The sequence below is a fragment of the Mesorhizobium sp. M0772 genome, from assembly GCF_040320135.1.
Classification (GTDB): Bacteria; Pseudomonadota; Alphaproteobacteria; order Rhizobiales; family Rhizobiaceae; genus Mesorhizobium.
Window position 1 is genome coordinate 1 of the sequence record NZ_JAMYPB010000017.1, and the last position, 17,682, is coordinate 17,682.

Below are 17,682 nucleotides of genomic sequence, written 5' to 3' on the forward strand. Positions count from 1 at the left end.
GGCCCAACCGTCGTCTGCAAGCGATTCGTGTGTCATCGCAGTGTAGAATCACACCCGATTCCGCAGGGCAATACCTATCTTAGCGCCTATGCCCGTGCGGGGGAGATGGCCGGCAGGCCAGAGGGGGTCGGTTCGACTGGGCTCGGCCTACCTGCCGCTGCAGAAGGAGGTTAGCGCTCCACGCGAGGCGACCCCCTCTGTCGCCTTCGGCGACATCTCCCCCTCAAGGGGGGAGATTAGCTGCTAAGCCGCCGCCGTTCCGGCTCGCTATCCAGCCACGCCACATCCTCCGCCGACAGCTTGATATCCAGCGCCTTCAAACTGTCCTCCAACTCGTCCAGCGTGCGCGGGCCGATCAACGGCACCGACGGAAAAGGCTGCGCCAGCACATAGGCGAGCGCGATGTGGATCGGACTTTTGCCCAGGCGCTGCGCCAGCTCGATGGCACGGTCGCGGCGGCCGAAATTTTTTTCCGAGTACCAGACCCGCACCAGCTCCTCATTGTCCTGCTTGTCGCGGCCGGCGCGGTCGGTGAAGAAGCCGCGGCCCTGGCTCGACCAGGCGAAGTTGGGCATCTGCCTTTTCGTCAGCCAGGATTTCCAGTCGTCGGTCGACGAGGTGATGCAGCCGGCCCAGATCGGCTCCAGCATCTCGGCCAGCGAGAAATTGTTCGAGAGCACGCCGGGCTTCTGCTTGCCGGTGCGCTCGGCATAGGCAATCGCCTCGTCCATGCGCGCCATCGTCCAGTTCGAGCCGCCGAACGGGCCACGGATGCGGCCGGCCTTGACCTCGGCGTCCATCGCATCGACGAATTCGCCGACCGGCACATCCGGGTTGTCGCGGTGCATGAAATAGAGGTCGACATGGTCGGTCTGCAGCCGGTCCAACGACTGGGCGAGCTGCTTGCCGATGACATCGGGATAGCAGAGCGGCGAGTGCGCGCCCTTGGCGATGATCACCGACTGCTCGCGCACGCCGCGATTCCTGAGCCACTGGCCAAGCAGCGTTTCGGTGTAGCCGGCGCCGTAGACATAGCCGGTATCGAACAGATTGCCGCCGGTCTCGAAGAAGGCGTCGAGCAGGATTGCGCCCGACGAGAAGGTGCGGAAATCCTCGAAGCCGAGCGCCACCACGGAGGCCGGCTTCGACAGGCCCGGAATCTTGCGCTTGCCAATGGCCGTGCCGCCGGTGCGCAGCGGCCGGCCCGAAATGGTGTTGGTTCGCTTAGCCGGCTTTTCGATCTCATATTCGAGCCCGACGGCGGCGCGCCATCTGTCGAGGACGCGCAGCGTGCCGAGGCTGTCGGCCCAGCTCATGCCCGGCCAGGCGAACTCCTGTTTGCCGGCCAGGATCGCCTCGCCGGCGGCGCCGACCTCGAAGGAATAGAGATGGCGGGTTTCGTTGACGCTGATGGTATCGCGCGTGTCGTCGGCGAGGATTACATCGATCCGGCCAGGGCCGCCATCGCGGTTGCCGCCGCCGGCGAACCAGAAATCCGGCACTTCGATGCGGCCCTTGGTGCCGAGGATGCGCAGCACATTGTCCTGTTTGAGCGAGATGCTGCAGGATACCTCGGCGACGATGCCACCGGGAAAATGCAGCAGCGCCGAGGCCCATTCGTCGACGCCGGACTTGCCGAGATGGGCGGTGCCGACAACCTTGTCCGGCTCGGCGAAGGGTTTTCCAGTCGCAGCCCCGGCAATCAGCCGCACCATCGAGACGGGATAGCCGCCGACATCGAGGATGCCGCCGCCGGCGAGATCGTTGGCGTAGAGCCGGTGCTCGGGCATGAAGCCCGGCATGGCGAAGCCGAAGCTCGACTTCATCAGCCTGACATCGCCGATGACGCCCGACTTGATGAGTTCCACCAGCTTCGCCGTCTGCGGGTGAAGCCGGTACATGAACGCTTCGCCGAGGAAGGTGCCAGCCTTGCGCGCGGCATGGATCATGGCGTCGGCCTCGAAGGCGGTCAGCGCCAGCGGCTTTTCGCACAGCACATGCTTGCCGGCTTCCGCCGCCTTGATTGCCCATTCGGCATGGCCGGGATGCGGGATGGCGATATAGACGGCATCGACCTCGGGGTCGGCGAGCAGCGCGTCGTAACCGTCGAGGATGCGGGCGCCGGGAAACGTCTCGGCCAAGCCTGCCTTGCCGGGATTGCGGGCGCCGAGCGCCACGATCGTGCCGGTGCGCGAGCCTGCCACGCCGCGGGCGAACGCTTTGGCGATGTCGCCGGGCCCGAGTATCCCCCAGCGGATGGGCGCGGTTGCAGTCATGGTCATTTCTCCTTGCAAGGCTGGAAGGGCTCAGCGCAGCCGCTGGCCGTTTTCATCGAACAGATAGGATTTGCGGATGGACACGGTGATCTCCTGGGTGTCGGGGACCTTTGCCGCGTCGCGCTGGATCACCAGGTCTTCGCCATGGGCGGTCCTGGCATAGATGAAGCTGGTGCCGCCGAGATGCTCGACCACGTCGATGCCGACGGTGAGGTCGGCGTCGCCTTCGCCGCCATTGCCGAAATGTTCGGGCCGCACGCCGACAATGACCTTGGCTCCTGTTTGCGGCACGGCCCCGGTCAACGGTTGCATGATGCGGGTCTTTTCCTCGCCCACCAGCTCGACGGTGACGCTGCTCGTGTTGCGCCCGACGACGCGGCCCTTGATGAAATTCATCTTCGGCGAGCCGACAAAGCCGGCGACGAACTGGTTGTCGGGATTGTCGTAGAGATCGAGCGGCCGGCCGATCTGCTCGACATGGCCGCCGCGCAGCACCACGATCCGGTCGGCGAGCGTCATCGCTTCGGTCTGGTCGTGGGTGACATAGATCATCGTCGTGCCGAGCTCCTTGTGCAGGCGCGAGATCTCGACCCGCATCTGGACGCGCAGCTCGGCGTCGAGATTGCTCAACGGCTCGTCGAACAGGAAGACTTGCGGTTCGCGCACGATGGCGCGGCCAATGGCGACGCGCTGGCGCTGGCCGCCGGACAATTGCCTCGGCCGCCGCGCCATCAACTCTGTGATGCGCAGGATTTCGGAGGCCCGCTTCACCCGCCGCTCGGTGTCCTCCTTGGGGTTGCCGGTCATCCTGAGGCCAAAGCTCAGATTCTGCTCCACGCTCATGTGCGGGTAGAGCGCGTAGGACTGGAACACCATGGCGATGCCGCGCTCGGCCGGCTCGACATCATTCATCACCTTGCCGCCAATGGCGATCTCGCCGCCGCTGATATCCTCCAGCCCGGCGATCATCCTGAGCAGCGTCGATTTTCCACAACCCGACGGGCCGACAAAGACGACGAACTCGCCATCGGCGATATCGATGTTGGCGCCATGGATGATCTCATAGACGCCGAAGCGTTTTACGACATTGGTGAGGGTGACTGCCGCCATATCGCTCTAGTCCTACTTGACGGCGCCGGCGGCGATGCCGGCGATGAAATGGCGCTGCAGCAGCACGAAGACGACCAGCATCGGTACGGTCAGCATGACGGCGCCGGCCATGATGCCGCCCCATGAGACCTTGGTCAGGCCGATCAGCGTGCCGAGCGCCACAGGGGCCGTCATCGCGCCGGGCTGGCTGTTGATCAAAAGCGGCCAGAGATAATTGTTCCACGAGGCGAGGAACAGGATGATGGCGAGTGCGGCCAGCATCGGCCGCGCCAGCGGCAAAGCGACGAACAGGAAGATACGCCATTCCTTGACGCCCTCGACACGTGCCGCGTCGAAAAGGTCGGCCGGCATCATCGAGAAAGCCTGGCGCATGAACAGCACGCCCAGCGAATTGAACAAGGGTGGCACGATCAGCGCAATCCAGGTGTTGGCGAGCTGGAAGTCGCGCGCCACCATGATGAATTGCGGGATCAGCACCACCGCATAGGGCAGCGTGATGGTGCCGAGGATGATCGCCACCACCGCGCCCTTGCCGAAGAACTGATAGCGGGCGAGCGCCCAGCCGGCCATCGAGGTCAGCAGCACCGAGAAGAAGGTGTAGGTCACCGCCACCGCCACCGAAATGCCGATAGCGCCGACGAAATTGGTGTCACGCTGCAGATTGTTGAAATTGTCGACGAAATTGCCGTGCGGCAGAAGCTCGATGCCGGGGCTGAAAATGCCGTTGTCGGGCATGGTCGAAAACACCACCATCATCCACAGCGGAAACAGCCAGATCACCGCCAGCGGCGTCAGGACCAGATGTAGCAGGACGCTGCGGCCGAGCCGGCGTTGCGAGAGCGAACTCATTTCGGCGCCCCTCTCATTTCGGCTCTCTTGTCAGCCACAGCTGCACCAGCGTGATGGCGATGGCCAGCCCCGCCATGGTGTAGGCGACGGCCGAGGCATAGCCGAAATTGAGCGAACGAAAACCCTGGCGGTAGAGCAGCAGGCCAAGCGTCTCGGTGCCGCCGCCGGGACCGCCGCGCTCCGTGATCAGGAACGGTTCGGTGAAAAGCTGCATGGTGCCGATGATCGACAGCACGGCGCAAAACACGATGACCGGCTTGAGCAGCGGCAGCGTTATGTAGAAGAACTGCTTGAGCTTGCTGACGCGGTCGAGCGTCGCTGCTTCATAGACGTCCTCGGGGATCGACTGCAGGCCGGCGAGCAGGATGATGGCGTTGTAGCCGGCCCAGCGCCAGGTTACCGCGATCATGATCAGCGCCATGGCCGGTGTGACGTTGGAGAACCAGTCGATCTTGGCCAGGCCGACGCCGGCGAGGAGCTTGTTGATGATGCCGAAATCCAGGTTGAACATCAGCCGGAACACGGCGGAATAGGCGACCTCGCCGACCACCACCGGAGCGAAGAAGGCAAAGCGGTAGAGGCCACGTGCTTTCAGCAGCGGCGAGTTCAGCAGTACCGCCATGATGATCGCCAGCGAGATCATCACCGGCACCTGGATCACGAGGATGAGCAGCGTGTTCTTCAGCGCGTTGAAGAAAGCGGGGTCGCCGATCAGGCGGCCCCAGTTGAACGTCGGCGCAAAGCGCCAGGGCACCGTGCGCGTCGCCTGGAAGGAAATCATGAACGAGGAGATGATCGGCCACACCCAGAAGATGGCGAAGATCAGGAGGTAGGGCGTGAGGAAGCGATAGGCCGTGGCGTTCTGGTAGCGCATGGTTCCTCCTCCTTCCTTTTGTTTCTTCCTTCTCCCCTTGTGGGAGAAGGTGTCCCCGAAGGCGACGGATGAGGGGTGTTCCAGGAAACGCCAACGTTTCACTCCGCTGGAACACCCCTCATCCGTCTCGGCGCTAACGCGCCGATCCACCTTCTCCCACAAGGGGAGAAGGGGAAGTGGCGCCTACTTGACCGGCAGTCCAGTCGCCGCCGCGATCTGGCTGGCGGCGTCGTCGAGGGCGGCCTTGGCATCGGGATAGCCGCCGCCGAGATATTTGGTCTGCACGGCGCGCATGATGATTTCGGCGTCGCTCTGGAACGGCGTGCCGCGGCTCGGCACCACCTTGGGCAGCGTGGCGAGAATGTCCTTCCACACTGCCTGGCCGCCCCAATAGGGCAGGCCCTGCGAGACGTAGGGGTCGTCGAGGGCCGAGATCAGTGACGGCACCAGGCCGAAATCCCTGAGCATGGTAATCTGGCCTTCATTGGTCTCGAGCGTGTATTTCAGATAGGCGTAGGCGGCCTCCTTGTTCTTCGAGGATGAGGTGATGGCGAGCGACGAGCCGCCGAGATTGGCCGCGCGGGGGCCGTCGGCGGTCAGGCTCGGCATTAGGTAGACACCCCATTTGCCGTTTTCGCCGGCGGATTCGGTGCGGATGGTGCCCTCATACCAGCCGCCATAGACCTGGGTGGCGACGGTGCCGGCGGTGTTGTTGGTGATCTTGGTGCCCCAGTCGGCCGACGAGATGATGCCGGCGTCCTTCATGTCCTTGATCTTGGCCAGCGTGTCGACGCATTTCGGCTGGTTGACGGTGATCGACTGCCCATCGGCGGCGAAATAGCCGCAGCCCTGTTCGTTGGAAATCATGCGGAAGAATTCGGTGTCGCCGTTGAAATCGGCATTGGTCATGGTGACGCCGGGATTGGCGGCCTGGACCTTCTTGCCGGCGGCGATGAAATCGTCCCAGGTCTTGATCGAGGCCGGATCGACGCCAGCCTTCTCGTAGAAGTCGCGGCGGTAGAAGGCGGCGACTGGGCCGGAATCCCACGGCATGGCATAGGCCTTGTCGCCGACCTCCAGTTCGGTGCGCTTGAAATCCGGGAATTTCTTCTGGTCGTCGGCGGTGTAGCCCAGCGTGTGCAAATCGACGAAGCAATCGGGGAACTGGCTCCAGTAGTTCTCGGCCTCGCCGTTTTCGATCGAGACGATATCGGGCAGGCCGACGCCGCCGGCCGCACAGCCGGCGATCGACTTGTCATAGGTCGGCTGGTTGCCGAGATCCTGAACGGTGACCTTGACGTCGGGATACTGCTTGTTGAAGCCGGCCACCGTCGCCTTCAGCGACGAAGCGGCGATATTCCAGCTCCAGATCGTGATTTCGCCGGACTGCGCCAAAGCTGGGGCTGAGCCCAGGCCAAGCGCCAGCGCGGCACAGATCAGTGTCGTGCGCATTGAAATCCTCCCATTTCATTTGCTCTCTCTTCGAGAGCATGGCTAGACTAGGCGGCGCGGAAGGCTTGTCCCTGACAACGGGAATAAAAGATGGGCGGAAAGTAAGATGCCGGAACGGCCGTTTTACCAGCCTGGCGCCAGCAGCGTCGAAGGCCTGCCGATGGCTTTGCAGATGTTTCACAACCATCCGCTGGTGATGCTGAAGCCGCACTGGCATGCCCAGGTCGAGGTCAATTTCATCGTCCGCGGCAGCGTGCATTACCGCATGAACGAGCACGAGATCTCGCTGTCGGCCGGCGACATGTGCCTGTTCTGGGGCGGGCTGCCGCACCAGATGGACGATCTCTCCGACGACGCCATCTATGCCGGCGCGCATCTGCCGCTGGTGCATTTCTTCCGCCTGCATCTGCCGACGGATGTCCGCCACCGGCTGATGACCGGCGCCACGCTGGTGACATCGGCGACCGACCAGGCCGACCATCACAATTTCGAACGCTGGAACCGCTATTTCCGCTCGGGCGATCCGGCGATAACCGAGCACGCCGTGAACGAGCTGCTGCTGCGGTTGGAGCGGGTGCGCTTCGAGCCCTACCGGCTGGTGCCGGAAACCGCCATCGGCCAGGAACCCGGCGGCCCGTTCGACCAGCAATCGCTGCGCAATGTCGGGCGCATGTGCGACTTCATCGCCGAGAATTTCCTCTACGACATAGACTGCGTCGACATTGCCGCTGCCGCCGACATCCACCCCAAATACGCCATGAGCATTTTCAAGAAATCGACCGGCATGACGCTCAACGAATATATGAATCTGCTGCGGCTGAGCTACGCGCAGGCGCTGCTGATGCATGAAGACGCCAATGTGCTGCGCGTCGCCATGGATTCAGGCTTTGGCTCGCTCAGCGCCTTCAACAAATCCTTCCGCAAGCTGGCAGGGATGTCGCCCTCGGATTTTCGCCGGGGTGCGGTGGGCCGATAGGTTCAACGGTCATCTTGATCAACCCGCAGCCGTTCCGGGTGGAAACACGTGCAAGGCTAATCGCGACCGCCTTTGTCGGATGCGATCATCAACTTGGAGAAAGTTGTCAGCGACTTCGCGTTTCATGAGCGCCTGGGGTCGACCTGGCTCTGGCGTTGTCATTTCAAGCCGGGACCGGTGCCCTCCGCCCGAGGAAACCCGACAATTACCGCCAGCCCAGGCCGGCGATCCTCCAGCGCAATCGTTGCACCATGCAGGTCGGCGATGGCCCGCACCAGGCTGAGGCCAAGGCCGCTGCCGGGCGTGGTGCGGCTGGAGTCCAGCCGGTACAGCCGCTGGAACACTTTTTCGCGCTCCTGCGCCGGGATGCCGAGGCCGTTGTCGGCGACCTCAGCCACGATGCGGTCGTCCTGCCGCGTCACCGATATCTGGATCGCCGTGCCATCAGGGCAATGCCGCAGCGCGTTTTCCACGAGATTGGCAAACAATTGCGTCAGCAGGTCGCGGTCGCCGTGGACCAGGCATGGGGTGCCGTGGACGATCGTGGCCGACAGCGACTTGCCGTCATCCTCGGCGACACCGGCATAGATTTCGGCGATGGCATCGATGACGCCGTTGAGGTCGAGATCGACAAAGCGCGCCTTGCGGGCGCCGGCCTCGATCTGGGCAATACGCAACAGCGCATCGAAAGTCTCGTTGATCTGCAGGCTTTCCCCACGTGCCTCCGCCAGCTCATCGGCAACGGCCTCACCCCGCGCGGTCCTGTCGGCCGCAGCTTCCAAAATCATCTGCAGCCGGTTGAGCGGCGTCTTCAGATCATGCGCGATGTCGGCGCTGACCTGGCGCATGCCGTCCACCAGCGCCGCCAGCCGCTCCAGCGCGGCGTTGACCTGGCGCGAGACGCCGTCAATGTCGTCGCCATTGCCGAGCAGTGGAATGCGGGCGTCGAGCCGGCCGTTGGAGACATCGTCCATGGTGGCGGCTATGCCGTCGAGGCGGCGCTGCACGCGCGACGCCAGCAGGGCGCCGCCGGCCACCCCAAGGCCGGAAATGATCAGGGTGGCCCAACCGAAGCTCATCAGCACGATGTTTTCCAACTCCCTTATCTCAGACAGCGAGAAGGCGACGGTCAGGCTGTTCGGCCCGACCGAACCGGACCAGGCGCGGTACATGGTGCCGGGCGTCACATCGGGCAGGGACGCTGCAAAATCCGAAAAGCCATCGGGAAGGTCGGCGGCGGTGAAATTCCCGGCCAGGCGATTGCCGGCGGGATCGGTGAGCGAGAACAGCTGTTCCTTGCTCGGGCTGAGCGCGGCGTGGCTGTCGACTGCCGAAACCAGATCCTCCCGGTCGTTTCCGGCATAGGTCACCGCCACGACCGAATAGGTCTCCTTGACCGACTGGTCGAGCTGCTCGGCAAGATCCGCGCTCATCAGCTGGTAGACGATGGCGCCTGACAGGATGAAGGCGAGCACGAACAGCAAGGCGAAGGTCAGGGCCAGCCGAAACGGCGTGCTGCGCAGCAGGCGAGAGCCTGTCTCAGTCATAGTGCGTTTCAGTCATGGCAAGCTTCAGTCATGGCAAGTTTCTGTCATGCCGCGCCTCAGTCGTGAACACTGTAGCCAGTGTTGCGCACGGTGTGGATCAACGTGGTTTCGAACGGCCTGTCGATCTTGGCGCGCAGCCGGCTGATATGGGTTTCGACGACGCTGGTCTTGGGGTCGAAGTGAAAATCCCAGACCCGTTCCAGAAGCATGGTGCGGGTGATGACGCGGCCCTCGCCGCGCATCAGCACTTCGAGCAGGCTGAATTCGCGCGGCTGCAGGTCGATCGCCTGGCCCTGCCTGGTGACGCGGCGCTGGATCAGGTCCATTTCGAGGTCTGCGATGCGCAGCGTCGTCTTCAGCTCCTGCACCGCAGGGCGACGGCCGAGCGCGTTGATGCGGGCGAGCAGTTCGGAAAAGGCGAATGGCTTGACGAGATAGTCGTCGCCGCCGGCCTCGAGCCCTTCAACCCTGTCGTCGACGCCGCCGACCGAGGTCAGAAAGATCGCCGGCGTGCGCACGCCCGCCGCCCGCACCGCCTTGATCATCGACAGGCCGTCGAGGCCGGGCAGCATGCGGTCGACGACGATCACGTCATAGGCGTCGCGTGTCGCGGCAAACAGCGCGTCATGCCCGTCGCGCAGCAGATCGCAGACATGCCCGGCTTCGCTCAGGCCCTTGACGACATAGTCTGCGGTCCTGGGGTCATCCTCAACAAGGAGAAGTCGCATCTCTGTTCCGGTCTGTTGCCGAGGCTTTGCCAGAGCGGCATGCTAGCACCGGCGGCGGTCCGTTCCTAGAATATCCGCCGGCGCCTGGTCGCTCGTGGTCGTTGCACATGTCCATAAGTGTCATCCGACCGGATCGCGCGCAGGGACAAGCATCCTGCGCAGCACGGCGTCTTTCAGAATAAAATGATGGAAGAGTGCCGCACCGGCATGAATGCAGATCAGAACGATGAATACCGGCTTTGCCCAAGTATGGACATCGCCCAAGGCAATCGTGGTGGTTTGCAGACGGACGCCCAAATTGTCGACCAGATTGTCGGTGATCAAGGTGCCGACGACGCTGATCAGCACCACCGCCAGCCAATAGGCATGGCACATAACGCTTCTGCGCGAATTGCAGCGCCAGCGCGACGACAAGGATGCCGGTCATGATCAGCGAGGTGACGGTCAGTCCGAAGCCAAGATTGACGGCCAGATAGTCGGCCGCCGTCTCGCTAGTGGGTGGCGAGACACCGGCGCTATGAGCCCTGCCGGGGTGCAGGAACTATGATGAGCTACGCTCCCCCCAAGCCGGCAGCGAAGGCGTTCGACCAGCACAAGCGCCTGCTCGTCATACAAGTGGCGGCAGCCCTAGCCGTCATGCTGTTGCTGTTCACCAAGCCCTTTCTCGTCGAAGGCTCGGACGGGCACGGATACATTGAGGCGCTGGGCATCGGCTTCGTGCTGGTCTGCTTCCTTGGCCGTCTGTGGAGCATTCTCTATGTCGGCGGAAGGAAGAACGACGAGCTGGTCACCATCGGCCCGTTCTCGACGAGCCGGAACCCGCTCTACTTCTTTTCCACGGTCGGCGCGGCGGGCGTCGGGTTGATGTACGGCTCGGTGCTGGTGGCGGCGGCGCTGGCTCTGGTGAGCTACCTGGTGTTCCGGGTGACGGTGCGCAAGGAAGCCGAGTTCCTGTTTGGAAAGTTCGGCCCCGCCTACAGCGTCTATGCCGAACGCACGCCGCCTTTCTGGCCGAACCCGCTGCTGTTTCACGATCAAGCCGAACGCCGGTTCTCGACAAAGGCGTTGCGGCGGACATTCACGGACGGGCTCTATTTCCTGGCGCTGTTCCCGGCCATCGAGACGATTGAGCAGTTGCGGATCAGCGGCATGCTGCCGGTGTTTTTCACCCTCTACTGACCGGAGCGCCGTGCCGCGCGGCGCACGCTGTAGAGCAGGATGACGAGGCAGCCGGGCAGAAGCAGGACGCCGCCGGCAAGCGGCGGCAACGCCAGCAGCTTCACTGCCGCGGCAATCGCTACGATCAACAGCAGCGCCAGCGTCGCAAGGCTGCCGTCGTCGATGAACATGCCGACGAGCTCCTTTAGAATGAGGCGGACGACGTTCATCGAGCAACTCCTTGTGCAGCCTTGGGGTAGCTGGCGCGCAACCAGCGCACCATGGCGAAGCACGCGACGGCGATGATTGCGAAGATGGCCAGCAGCGCCAGATCGGCGCCCGGCCAGTCGGTGCCCAGGCCTTCGCCGGTCCAGAAAATGCCGAAGCTTGTCAACATCAGGCCGACGGCGAATTTGAGCGCGTTTTCCGGCACCCGCGCCAGCGGCCTGTGCACCGCAAGGCCGATGATCGTTACCAGGACGAAGGCTGCCAACGCGCCAAGGCTGGCATAGAAGGTCTGTGCATGCGCGGCGCCGACGGCAATGACGATGAACACCACCTCGACACCTTCGAGCAGCACCGCCTTGAAGGCCGCGAGCCCGGCCAGATAATCGGCGCGGCGGTCATTGGCCTGCTGCTGCAAAGCGGCGGTTTCCTTTGAAAAGGCCGCGTCCTCGTCATGCAGGGCGATGACGCCGACACTGCGCAAAATGGCCTTTCTCAACCAGCGCATGCCAAACAGGACCAGGAGCACGCCGACGACGAACTGCAGCACCGCAATGGGAATCAGCGCCAGCAGCGGTCCGAAGGCCAGCACCAGAGCCGCCAGCACCGCCAGCGCCAGCGCCGCGCCTGTCAGCGCTGGCCGCCAGCTGCGGGTGACGCCTACCGCCAGCACGATGGTGAAGGCCTCGACCACTTCGACGAAGGAGGCAAGGAACGAGGCGGTCACGGTGGAAAGTATGGGCGTCAGGCCGTTCATGAAGGTTTCCTGTCTGCGGGAATCACTAGCCTGAGAAGGATACAGCGCTCCGGCGGAAGGGAGAACGCGCCGGCATCGTCGCCATGGTCTATCTGTTGCGTCAACATCGGTGGCCCGGTCGCCGGCGTCGCTACGAGCTGCTCGGCGTCGGCGACAATTTCAAGCCGATCGTGCTAGGCCTTGTCATTGTGCTCGCCGTCATTCTGGATGCCTATCGGGAAAAGCTGTTGAGGGTGATCCGATAAAGCGCGTCGCGCTTTTTGGTTTTTGTTTTATGGATGTCATTTTCCCAGATCCGCCGGACACTCCGGGCGACATGCACTAGGGGACAAGAAATGACGACGATTGCCGATGTCGCGCGCCATGCCGGAGTGTCGGTCGCAACCGTCTCGCATGTGATGAACCGCACTCGCCATGTCGAGCCGGAGACGGCCGAGCGCGTGCATTCGGCCATCGCCGCCTTGCGCTACAGTCCGAACACGCTGGCGCGCAGCCTGAGGCGCGGCGAGACCAAGACCATCGGCCTGCTGCTGCCGGACAATTCCAATCCGTTCTTCGCCGGCGTGGCACGCCAGATCGAGGATGCCGGCTTCCTTGCCGGCTATACGGTGATCCTGTGCAACTCCGACGGCAGCGCCGAGAAGGAGGAGCGCTACCTCCAGGTGCTGATGGCCAAGCAGATCGACGGGCTGATCTTTGCCGGCTCGTCCGATCATGCGCGGGTGTTCTCCAGCCTTCTGCCCGGCGTCCCGGCGGTGCTGATCGACCGCGAGATCCATTCGGTCAATGTCGATTCCGTGCTGGTCGATCACGATTATGGCGGCTATCTCGCCGGCCGCTATCTGGCCGGGCTCGGTCACGAGAAGATCGGCGTCATCGGCGGCCCGCGCGATTCCAGCTCCAGCCCCGCCCGCCTGCGCGGCTTCGCCAGGGCGCTGCAGGAAGCCGGCCTCGACCTGCCGCCGGCCTCGGTGGTGGATTCCGACTACCACTTCGCCGGCGGCCGCATGGCGATGGAGCGGCTGATGGCGCAGGCGCCGGGGATCACGGCGCTGTTTGCCTGTAACGATCTGATGGCCATGGGCGCGCTGACAGTGCTGCGCGGGCGCGGATTGCGGGTCCCCGGCGACATGTCGATGATCGGCTTCGACGACATACCCTATGCCGTCACCACCTGGCCGCCACTGACGACGATCGCACAGCCGGTCGAGAAGATCGGCACGCGGGCGGTCAGCCTGCTGCTCGAGCGGGTTGCCGAGCCGGCGGCGCATTCGCGCCGCGAAGTGCTCACCCCGGTGCTCGTCGAACGGGAGAGCTGCGCGCCGTTGCGCGGCTGAAGCCCCTCAGGCGGCTGCCGGCTGCAGCGCTGCCCTGAGCAGCATGCCGAAGAGGTCGCGCGGCTCGTCGGGATCGGCGAGCAGGTCGAGCTCCTCGTAGAGGCCGGTGGCCTGAAGCTGGTCTCTGATATAGCGCAGTGCGGAAAAATCCTCGGTGGCGAAGCCGACGGAATCGAACAAGGTGATCTGTTCCGCCGTCTTGCGGCCTTCCGCCTTGCCGGTCATCACCTGCCACAACTCGGTCACCGGATGGTCGGCGTGGAGCTGCTGGATTTCGCCCTCGATGCGCGTCTGCGGCGAGAACTCGACGAAGATGTCGGAGCGCAAAAGGATGTCGCGGTGCAGTTCCGTCTTGCCGGGGCAGTCGCCGCCGACCGCGTTGATGTGCACGCCGGAACCGACCATGTTGTCGGTCAGAATGGTGGCGGACAGCTTGTCGGCGGTCACCGTGGTGATGATGTCGACTCCTTCCACAGCATCCTGGCCGGTGGCGCAGATGGTGATGTCAAAGCCTTTGCCGGCGAGGTTGCGGGCGCATTTTTCCGAAGCCGAGCGGTCGATGTCGTAGAGCCGCAGCCGGTCGATGCCGAGCAGCGCTTTGAAGGCGACAGCCTGGAATTCGGACTGGGCGCCATTGCCGATGATGGCCATCGAGCGCGCGCCTTTCGGCGCCAGATATTTGGCCGCGACAGCGGAGGTCGCCGCGGTGCGCAGCGCCGTCAGGATCGTCATTTCGGTGAGCAGCATCGGATAGCCGGAGCCGACATCGGCGAGCACGCCGAAGGCGGTGACGGTCTGGCGCCCCTCGCGCATGTTCTTGGGATGGCCGTTGACATATTTGAAGCCGTATAGCCGGCCGTCGCTGGTCGGCATCAGTTCGATGACGCCGTCATGGCTGTGCGAGGCGATGCGCGGCGTCTTGTCGAACAGCTCCCAGCGGCGAAAATCCTCCTCGATATAGGCGGCGAGTTCGGTGAGGAACCGCTCGACGCCGATGGTCAGCACCAGCTTCATCATGCGGTCGACGCTGACGAAGGGGACGATGGCAAGGCGGGAAGGCTGGGTCATGCAATGCTTCCGGAATGGCTGCGGGTCGGGCGGTCCATGATGCGGCGGCCCATCAGGCTGGCGGCGAGGTCGACCATCAGCGTGGCGGTGCGGCCGCGCTCGTCGAGGAACGGGTTGAGCTCGACCAGATCGAGGCTGGAGACCAGGCCGCTGTCGGACAGCATCTCCATCACCAGATGCGCCTCGCGGAAGGTGGCGCCGCCGGGCACGGTGGTGCCGACGGCCGGCGCGATGGAGGGGTCGAGGAAGTCGACGTCGAGGCTGACATGCAGCAGGCCGTTTTCCTTTTCGACGATGGCCAGGAAGGCGCGCAGCAAAGGTGCAACGCCGTGCTCGTCAATGGTGCGCATGTCGTGCACGGTAACCCCCGCTTCGCTCAGCGCCCGGCGCTCCGCCGGATCGACGCTGCGCAGGCCCATGACGCAGATGTGGGCAGGGTCGACGGCGACAGGCAGGTCCGGGAAATAACCGTTGAAGCCCGGCCGGCCGCTGGCATAGGCGAGCGGCACGCCGTGCAGATTGCCGCTGACGGTGGTATCGAGCGTGTGGAAATCGGGATGTGCGTCGAGCCACAGCACGAAGAGCGGCCGGCCGCGTTCGGCGGCGCGGCGGGCTATGCCCGACACCGTGCCGGCCGATATCGCGTGGTCGCCGCCAAGGAAGATCGGCATGGCGTCTCGCGAAGCCGCATAGGCGGTCTCGGCAATTGCCGCCGTCCAGGCGGAAATCTCCGGCAGGGCCTTCAGCGCGAGATTGCCATGGACGAGTGCGCGCACTGCGGCCGGTTGCACCGCGCCCCAGTCCTCGACCTGATGGCCGAGTTCCGACAGCACCGAGACAAGCCCGGCCGTGCGCAGCGCGCTTGGCCCCATCTCGCATCCCATCCTGCCGGCGCCGTCCTGTACCGGCGCGCCAACGATCCTGCAGCGCATGGTTTTTGGTGTCCTTGCAAATTGATTGGGCAATTGATGCGTGGAATGAACCATCCTGGACCGGCAGTTTGAACAGGCGAAATTGGCATTTCGAGAAGAATGATTTATCAATTCGATAAGTCAGTTTGGTCAAAGTGGATAGAATCATGGACTTGCTCGACGAAAGGCTGGTCACGCTGCTCAGGCATGATGCCCGGCGCAGCATCTCCGATCTCGCGGTCGATCTCGGGGTGTCGCGCGCCACGGTCAGGGCGCGCATGGAGCGGCTGGAAAAAACGGGCGAGATCATCGGCTACACGGTGGTGCTGCGCGCCGACGCGGTCGACCAGCGGATACGCGGCGTGATGATGATCGAGATCGAGGGCCATGCCGCCGACCGCGTGGTCCGGGCGCTCGGCGGCCTCGCCGAGGTTTCGACCATTCACACCACCAATGGCCGCTGGGACCTGGTGGTCGAACTCGGAACGGCGTCGCTCACCGATTTCGACGCGGTGCTTAGGCGGATACGGCTCATCCCGGGGATAACCGGCAGCGAGACAAGTCTGCTGCTGGCAACGCCGAGGACGACAAGGGCAAGGTTGGCGTAGCCGTCCTTCCGGCCGGCGTGTTCACGCAAAGCTTTGTGACGGATCTGGCGAATGGGTCGCCTGGCTGACGAATCTCATTGGGGCCGCAGCTATCCTCCACATGACGGAGGAAGCCGGCATGACGCGAGATTGCACCAGCTTCAACGGTGCAAGGACCGGACGCTTGCCACAGGCCAAGGCTGATGGCAGGATAAAAGGCCGCAACGTGCGGCCTCTGGCGGCCGTTGTGTTTCGATGGATTATGAAGCATTTTCCCAAGGTGCGAGTTCTCCTCACAATGTGCGGCAGCCTCGTTTCGCCTTGGTCGCCCTTGATTTTTCGCAATGTGCGCTTTGCCTGCCTCAGGCCGCAGGGCATTTAATTCCACGGGGTCAAGCCTCATGACAGAGATTTGTGCTCGGGCCGTCTATCGTCGGCGAAGACAAGGCATGGCGCCACAATCAGCGCCCCTGGCATTCGTGACCTGGTGAAGAATGCCGTTGCGTACCTCTCGCCCCCATGTTTCAAAACAGGTCGATAGACCCGCGAGAATGGTTTCGAAGCCTGCGGGGTTGCCCACGGTCCGGCGAGAATTCTAAAAGACGTTCACAATGACACAGCACGCAAAAGACGCACGAATTCTCATGTACAGCCACGACACGTTCGGGCTCGGCCATTTGCAGCGTTGCCGAACGATCGCTCATTCGCTGGTCGGGGATTTCCGCGGACTTCAGGTGCTAATCATTTCGGGTGCGACCATCGCCGGCGCCTTCGACTACCGCGCCCGCGTCGACTTCGTGAAGATCCCCAGCGTCATCAAGCTACGCAACGGCGAATACACCTCGCTGGAAAAGGACATCGATCTGCATGAGACGCTCAGGATGCGGCAGTCGATTATTCGCCACACAGCCGAGAGCTTCCGGCCGGATATCTTCATCGTTGACAAGGAACCGCTGGGGCTGCGCGGAGAGATCGAGGATACGCTGTCCTACCTCAAGACGCGGGGCACCACGCTCGTGCTTGGCCTGCGCGAGGTGATGGACGCGCCGCATTTGCTCGAAGCGGAGTGGGCACGCAGGGATGTGATGCGCAAGATCGGCCTGTTCTACGACAAGGTCTGGGTCTATGGCCCGCCGGATTTCCACGATCCGTTGACCGGCCTGGACGTGCCGCCGGCGGTCAGGGCAAAGATGAAGTTCGTCGGTTTCCTGCAACGGAGCCTGCAGCAGAACCAGTTGCCCGGCCACCGGCCCGAGGGCGACTATATCCTGGTTACCACCGGTGGCGGTGGTGACGGCGCCGACCTGATCCACAACGTCATCGAGGCCTATCAGCAGGATCCGCGATTGCAGCACAGGGCGCTGATCGTGCTTGGGCCCTACATGCCGGCGCGCAAGCGCAACAAGCTGGTCAGGAAAGGGGCCAAGATCCCCTATGTCAAGATCATCGAATTCGACAACCGCATGGAAGAACTGATTGCCGGCGCCAAGGCGGTGGTGGCGATGGGCGGTTACAACACCTATTGCGAGATATTGTCTTTCGACAAGCCGGCGCTGATCGTGCCGCGCGTCACGCCGCGCGAGGAACAGCTGATCCGGGCACGGCGCGCAGCCGAACTCGGCCTCATCGAGATGCTTTTGCCTGAGGAAGCCGAGGATGCCCAGCGGTTTGCCGATGCGCTGCAGGTTTTGCCGGGCCGGCCCCGCCCATCGCAGAGCAATGCGCATCTGACTCTGGAAGGGCTGCCTCATATTTCCGAAATCGTCGCGGAACTGCTCGACCGGCGGGCCGGCCATCACCTTTCGGTCATTGAAGGCATGAACTGAG

The 17,682-nt window shown here is 63.5% G+C and carries 17 protein-coding genes and 2 pseudogenes; 7 read left to right on the forward strand and 12 right to left on the reverse strand.

Annotated elements, in window-relative coordinates:
* Window positions 1-236 precede the first annotated feature (236 nt).
* The 5 genes from NKI06_RS13830 to NKI06_RS13850 all read right to left on the reverse strand — a co-directional run bounded on the left by NKI06_RS13830 (window position 237) and on the right by NKI06_RS13850 (window position 6,561).
* A complete protein-coding gene (locus NKI06_RS13830) occupies window positions 237-2,276 on the reverse strand; it encodes an aldo/keto reductase (RefSeq protein ID WP_352985799.1) in 2,040 nt (679 codons plus the stop codon).
* A 30-nt stretch (window positions 2,277-2,306) separates the two neighbouring features.
* Window positions 2,307-3,386 carry an ABC transporter ATP-binding protein gene (locus tag NKI06_RS13835; RefSeq protein ID WP_023726711.1) on the reverse strand — a complete coding sequence of 360 codons (1,080 nt, stop codon included), beginning with the start codon at window positions 3,384-3,386 and terminating at the stop codon, window positions 2,307-2,309.
* Window positions 3,387-3,398: 12 nt separating this feature from the next.
* Window positions 3,399-4,235, reverse strand: coding sequence for a carbohydrate ABC transporter permease (locus tag NKI06_RS13840; protein ID WP_023672164.1), 837 nt, complete (start codon window positions 4,233-4,235; stop codon window positions 3,399-3,401).
* Between the two features lie 13 nt (window positions 4,236-4,248).
* Window positions 4,249-5,109: a carbohydrate ABC transporter permease gene (locus tag NKI06_RS13845; protein WP_023672163.1), complete on the reverse strand. Its 861-nt coding sequence runs from the start codon at window positions 5,107-5,109 to the stop codon at window positions 4,249-4,251.
* A 183-nt stretch (window positions 5,110-5,292) separates the two neighbouring features.
* On the reverse strand, window positions 5,293-6,561 hold the full coding sequence (locus NKI06_RS13850; RefSeq protein ID WP_023747422.1) for an ABC transporter substrate-binding protein: 1,269 nt from the start codon (window positions 6,559-6,561) through the stop codon (window positions 5,293-5,295).
* Between the two features lie 106 nt (window positions 6,562-6,667).
* Between NKI06_RS13850 and NKI06_RS13855 the strand changes: the two genes are divergently transcribed.
* A complete protein-coding gene (locus tag NKI06_RS13855; RefSeq protein ID WP_023730312.1) occupies window positions 6,668-7,537 on the forward strand; it encodes a helix-turn-helix domain-containing protein in 870 nt (289 codons plus the stop codon).
* Between the two features lie 158 nt (window positions 7,538-7,695).
* Here NKI06_RS13855 and NKI06_RS13860 read toward each other — a convergent pair whose 3' ends face one another.
* The 3 genes and pseudogenes from NKI06_RS13860 to NKI06_RS13870 all read right to left on the reverse strand — a co-directional run.
* On the reverse strand, window positions 7,696-9,084 hold the full coding sequence (locus NKI06_RS13860; RefSeq protein WP_023747421.1) for a HAMP domain-containing sensor histidine kinase: 1,389 nt from the start codon (window positions 9,082-9,084) through the stop codon (window positions 7,696-7,698).
* Window positions 9,085-9,140: 56 nt separating this feature from the next.
* Window positions 9,141-9,812: a winged helix-turn-helix domain-containing protein gene (locus NKI06_RS13865; protein ID WP_023740151.1), complete on the reverse strand. Its 672-nt coding sequence runs from the start codon at window positions 9,810-9,812 to the stop codon at window positions 9,141-9,143.
* Between the two features lie 120 nt (window positions 9,813-9,932).
* A pseudogene (locus NKI06_RS13870) lies at window positions 9,933-10,302 on the reverse strand (hypothetical protein); the annotation flags it as partial.
* A gap of 56 nt (window positions 10,303-10,358) precedes the next feature.
* Between NKI06_RS13870 and NKI06_RS13875 the strand changes: the two are divergent.
* Window positions 10,359-10,991 (forward strand): methyltransferase family protein, encoded by a 633-nt coding sequence (locus NKI06_RS13875; protein ID WP_352985802.1) that lies wholly within the window; start codon window positions 10,359-10,361, stop codon window positions 10,989-10,991.
* On the opposite strand, the gene NKI06_RS13880 is transcribed toward NKI06_RS13875, so the two are convergent.
* The gene (locus NKI06_RS13880) at window positions 10,985-11,200 is read right to left on the reverse strand and encodes a hypothetical protein (protein WP_023672157.1); all 216 of its coding nucleotides are present in this window, start codon (window positions 11,198-11,200) and stop codon (window positions 10,985-10,987) included. The genes NKI06_RS13875 and NKI06_RS13880 overlap by 7 nt on opposite strands.
* On the reverse strand, window positions 11,197-11,952 hold the full coding sequence (locus NKI06_RS13885) for a COG4280 domain-containing protein (protein WP_023692903.1): 756 nt from the start codon (window positions 11,950-11,952) through the stop codon (window positions 11,197-11,199). Before NKI06_RS13885 ends, NKI06_RS13880 begins: the two co-directional genes overlap by 4 nt.
* A gap of 59 nt (window positions 11,953-12,011) precedes the next feature.
* Here NKI06_RS13885 and NKI06_RS30910 point away from each other — a divergent pair.
* Window positions 12,012-12,197 (forward strand): annotated as a pseudogene (locus tag NKI06_RS30910) (ABC transporter permease); the annotation flags it as partial.
* Window positions 12,198-12,287: 90 nt separating this feature from the next.
* Window positions 12,288-13,289, forward strand: coding sequence for a LacI family DNA-binding transcriptional regulator (locus NKI06_RS13895; protein WP_023692902.1), 1,002 nt, complete (start codon window positions 12,288-12,290; stop codon window positions 13,287-13,289).
* Between the two features lie 6 nt (window positions 13,290-13,295).
* On the opposite strand, the gene ocd is transcribed toward NKI06_RS13895, so the two are convergent.
* Window positions 13,296-14,357: an ornithine cyclodeaminase gene (gene ocd / locus NKI06_RS13900; protein WP_023692901.1), complete on the reverse strand. Its 1,062-nt coding sequence runs from the start codon at window positions 14,355-14,357 to the stop codon at window positions 13,296-13,298.
* On the reverse strand, window positions 14,354-15,289 hold the full coding sequence (gene rocF, locus NKI06_RS13905) for an arginase (protein WP_352985804.1): 936 nt from the start codon (window positions 15,287-15,289) through the stop codon (window positions 14,354-14,356). Before rocF ends, ocd begins: the two co-directional genes overlap by 4 nt.
* Window positions 15,290-15,435: 146 nt before the next feature.
* Between rocF and NKI06_RS13910 the strand changes: the two genes are divergently transcribed.
* From NKI06_RS13910 to NKI06_RS13920, 3 genes are all read left to right on the forward strand, one after another.
* Window positions 15,436-15,876 carry an Lrp/AsnC family transcriptional regulator gene (locus NKI06_RS13910; RefSeq protein WP_023685065.1) on the forward strand — a complete coding sequence of 147 codons (441 nt, stop codon included), beginning with the start codon at window positions 15,436-15,438 and terminating at the stop codon, window positions 15,874-15,876.
* A 100-nt stretch (window positions 15,877-15,976) separates the two neighbouring features.
* The gene (locus NKI06_RS13915) at window positions 15,977-16,237 is read left to right on the forward strand and encodes a hypothetical protein (RefSeq protein ID WP_023685066.1); all 261 of its coding nucleotides are present in this window, start codon (window positions 15,977-15,979) and stop codon (window positions 16,235-16,237) included.
* A 229-nt stretch (window positions 16,238-16,466) separates the two neighbouring features.
* Window positions 16,467-17,681, forward strand: a complete 1,215-nt coding sequence (locus NKI06_RS13920; protein ID WP_023740146.1) for a glycosyltransferase family protein — start codon at window positions 16,467-16,469, stop codon at window positions 17,679-17,681.
* Window position 17,682: the final 1 nt, after the last annotated feature.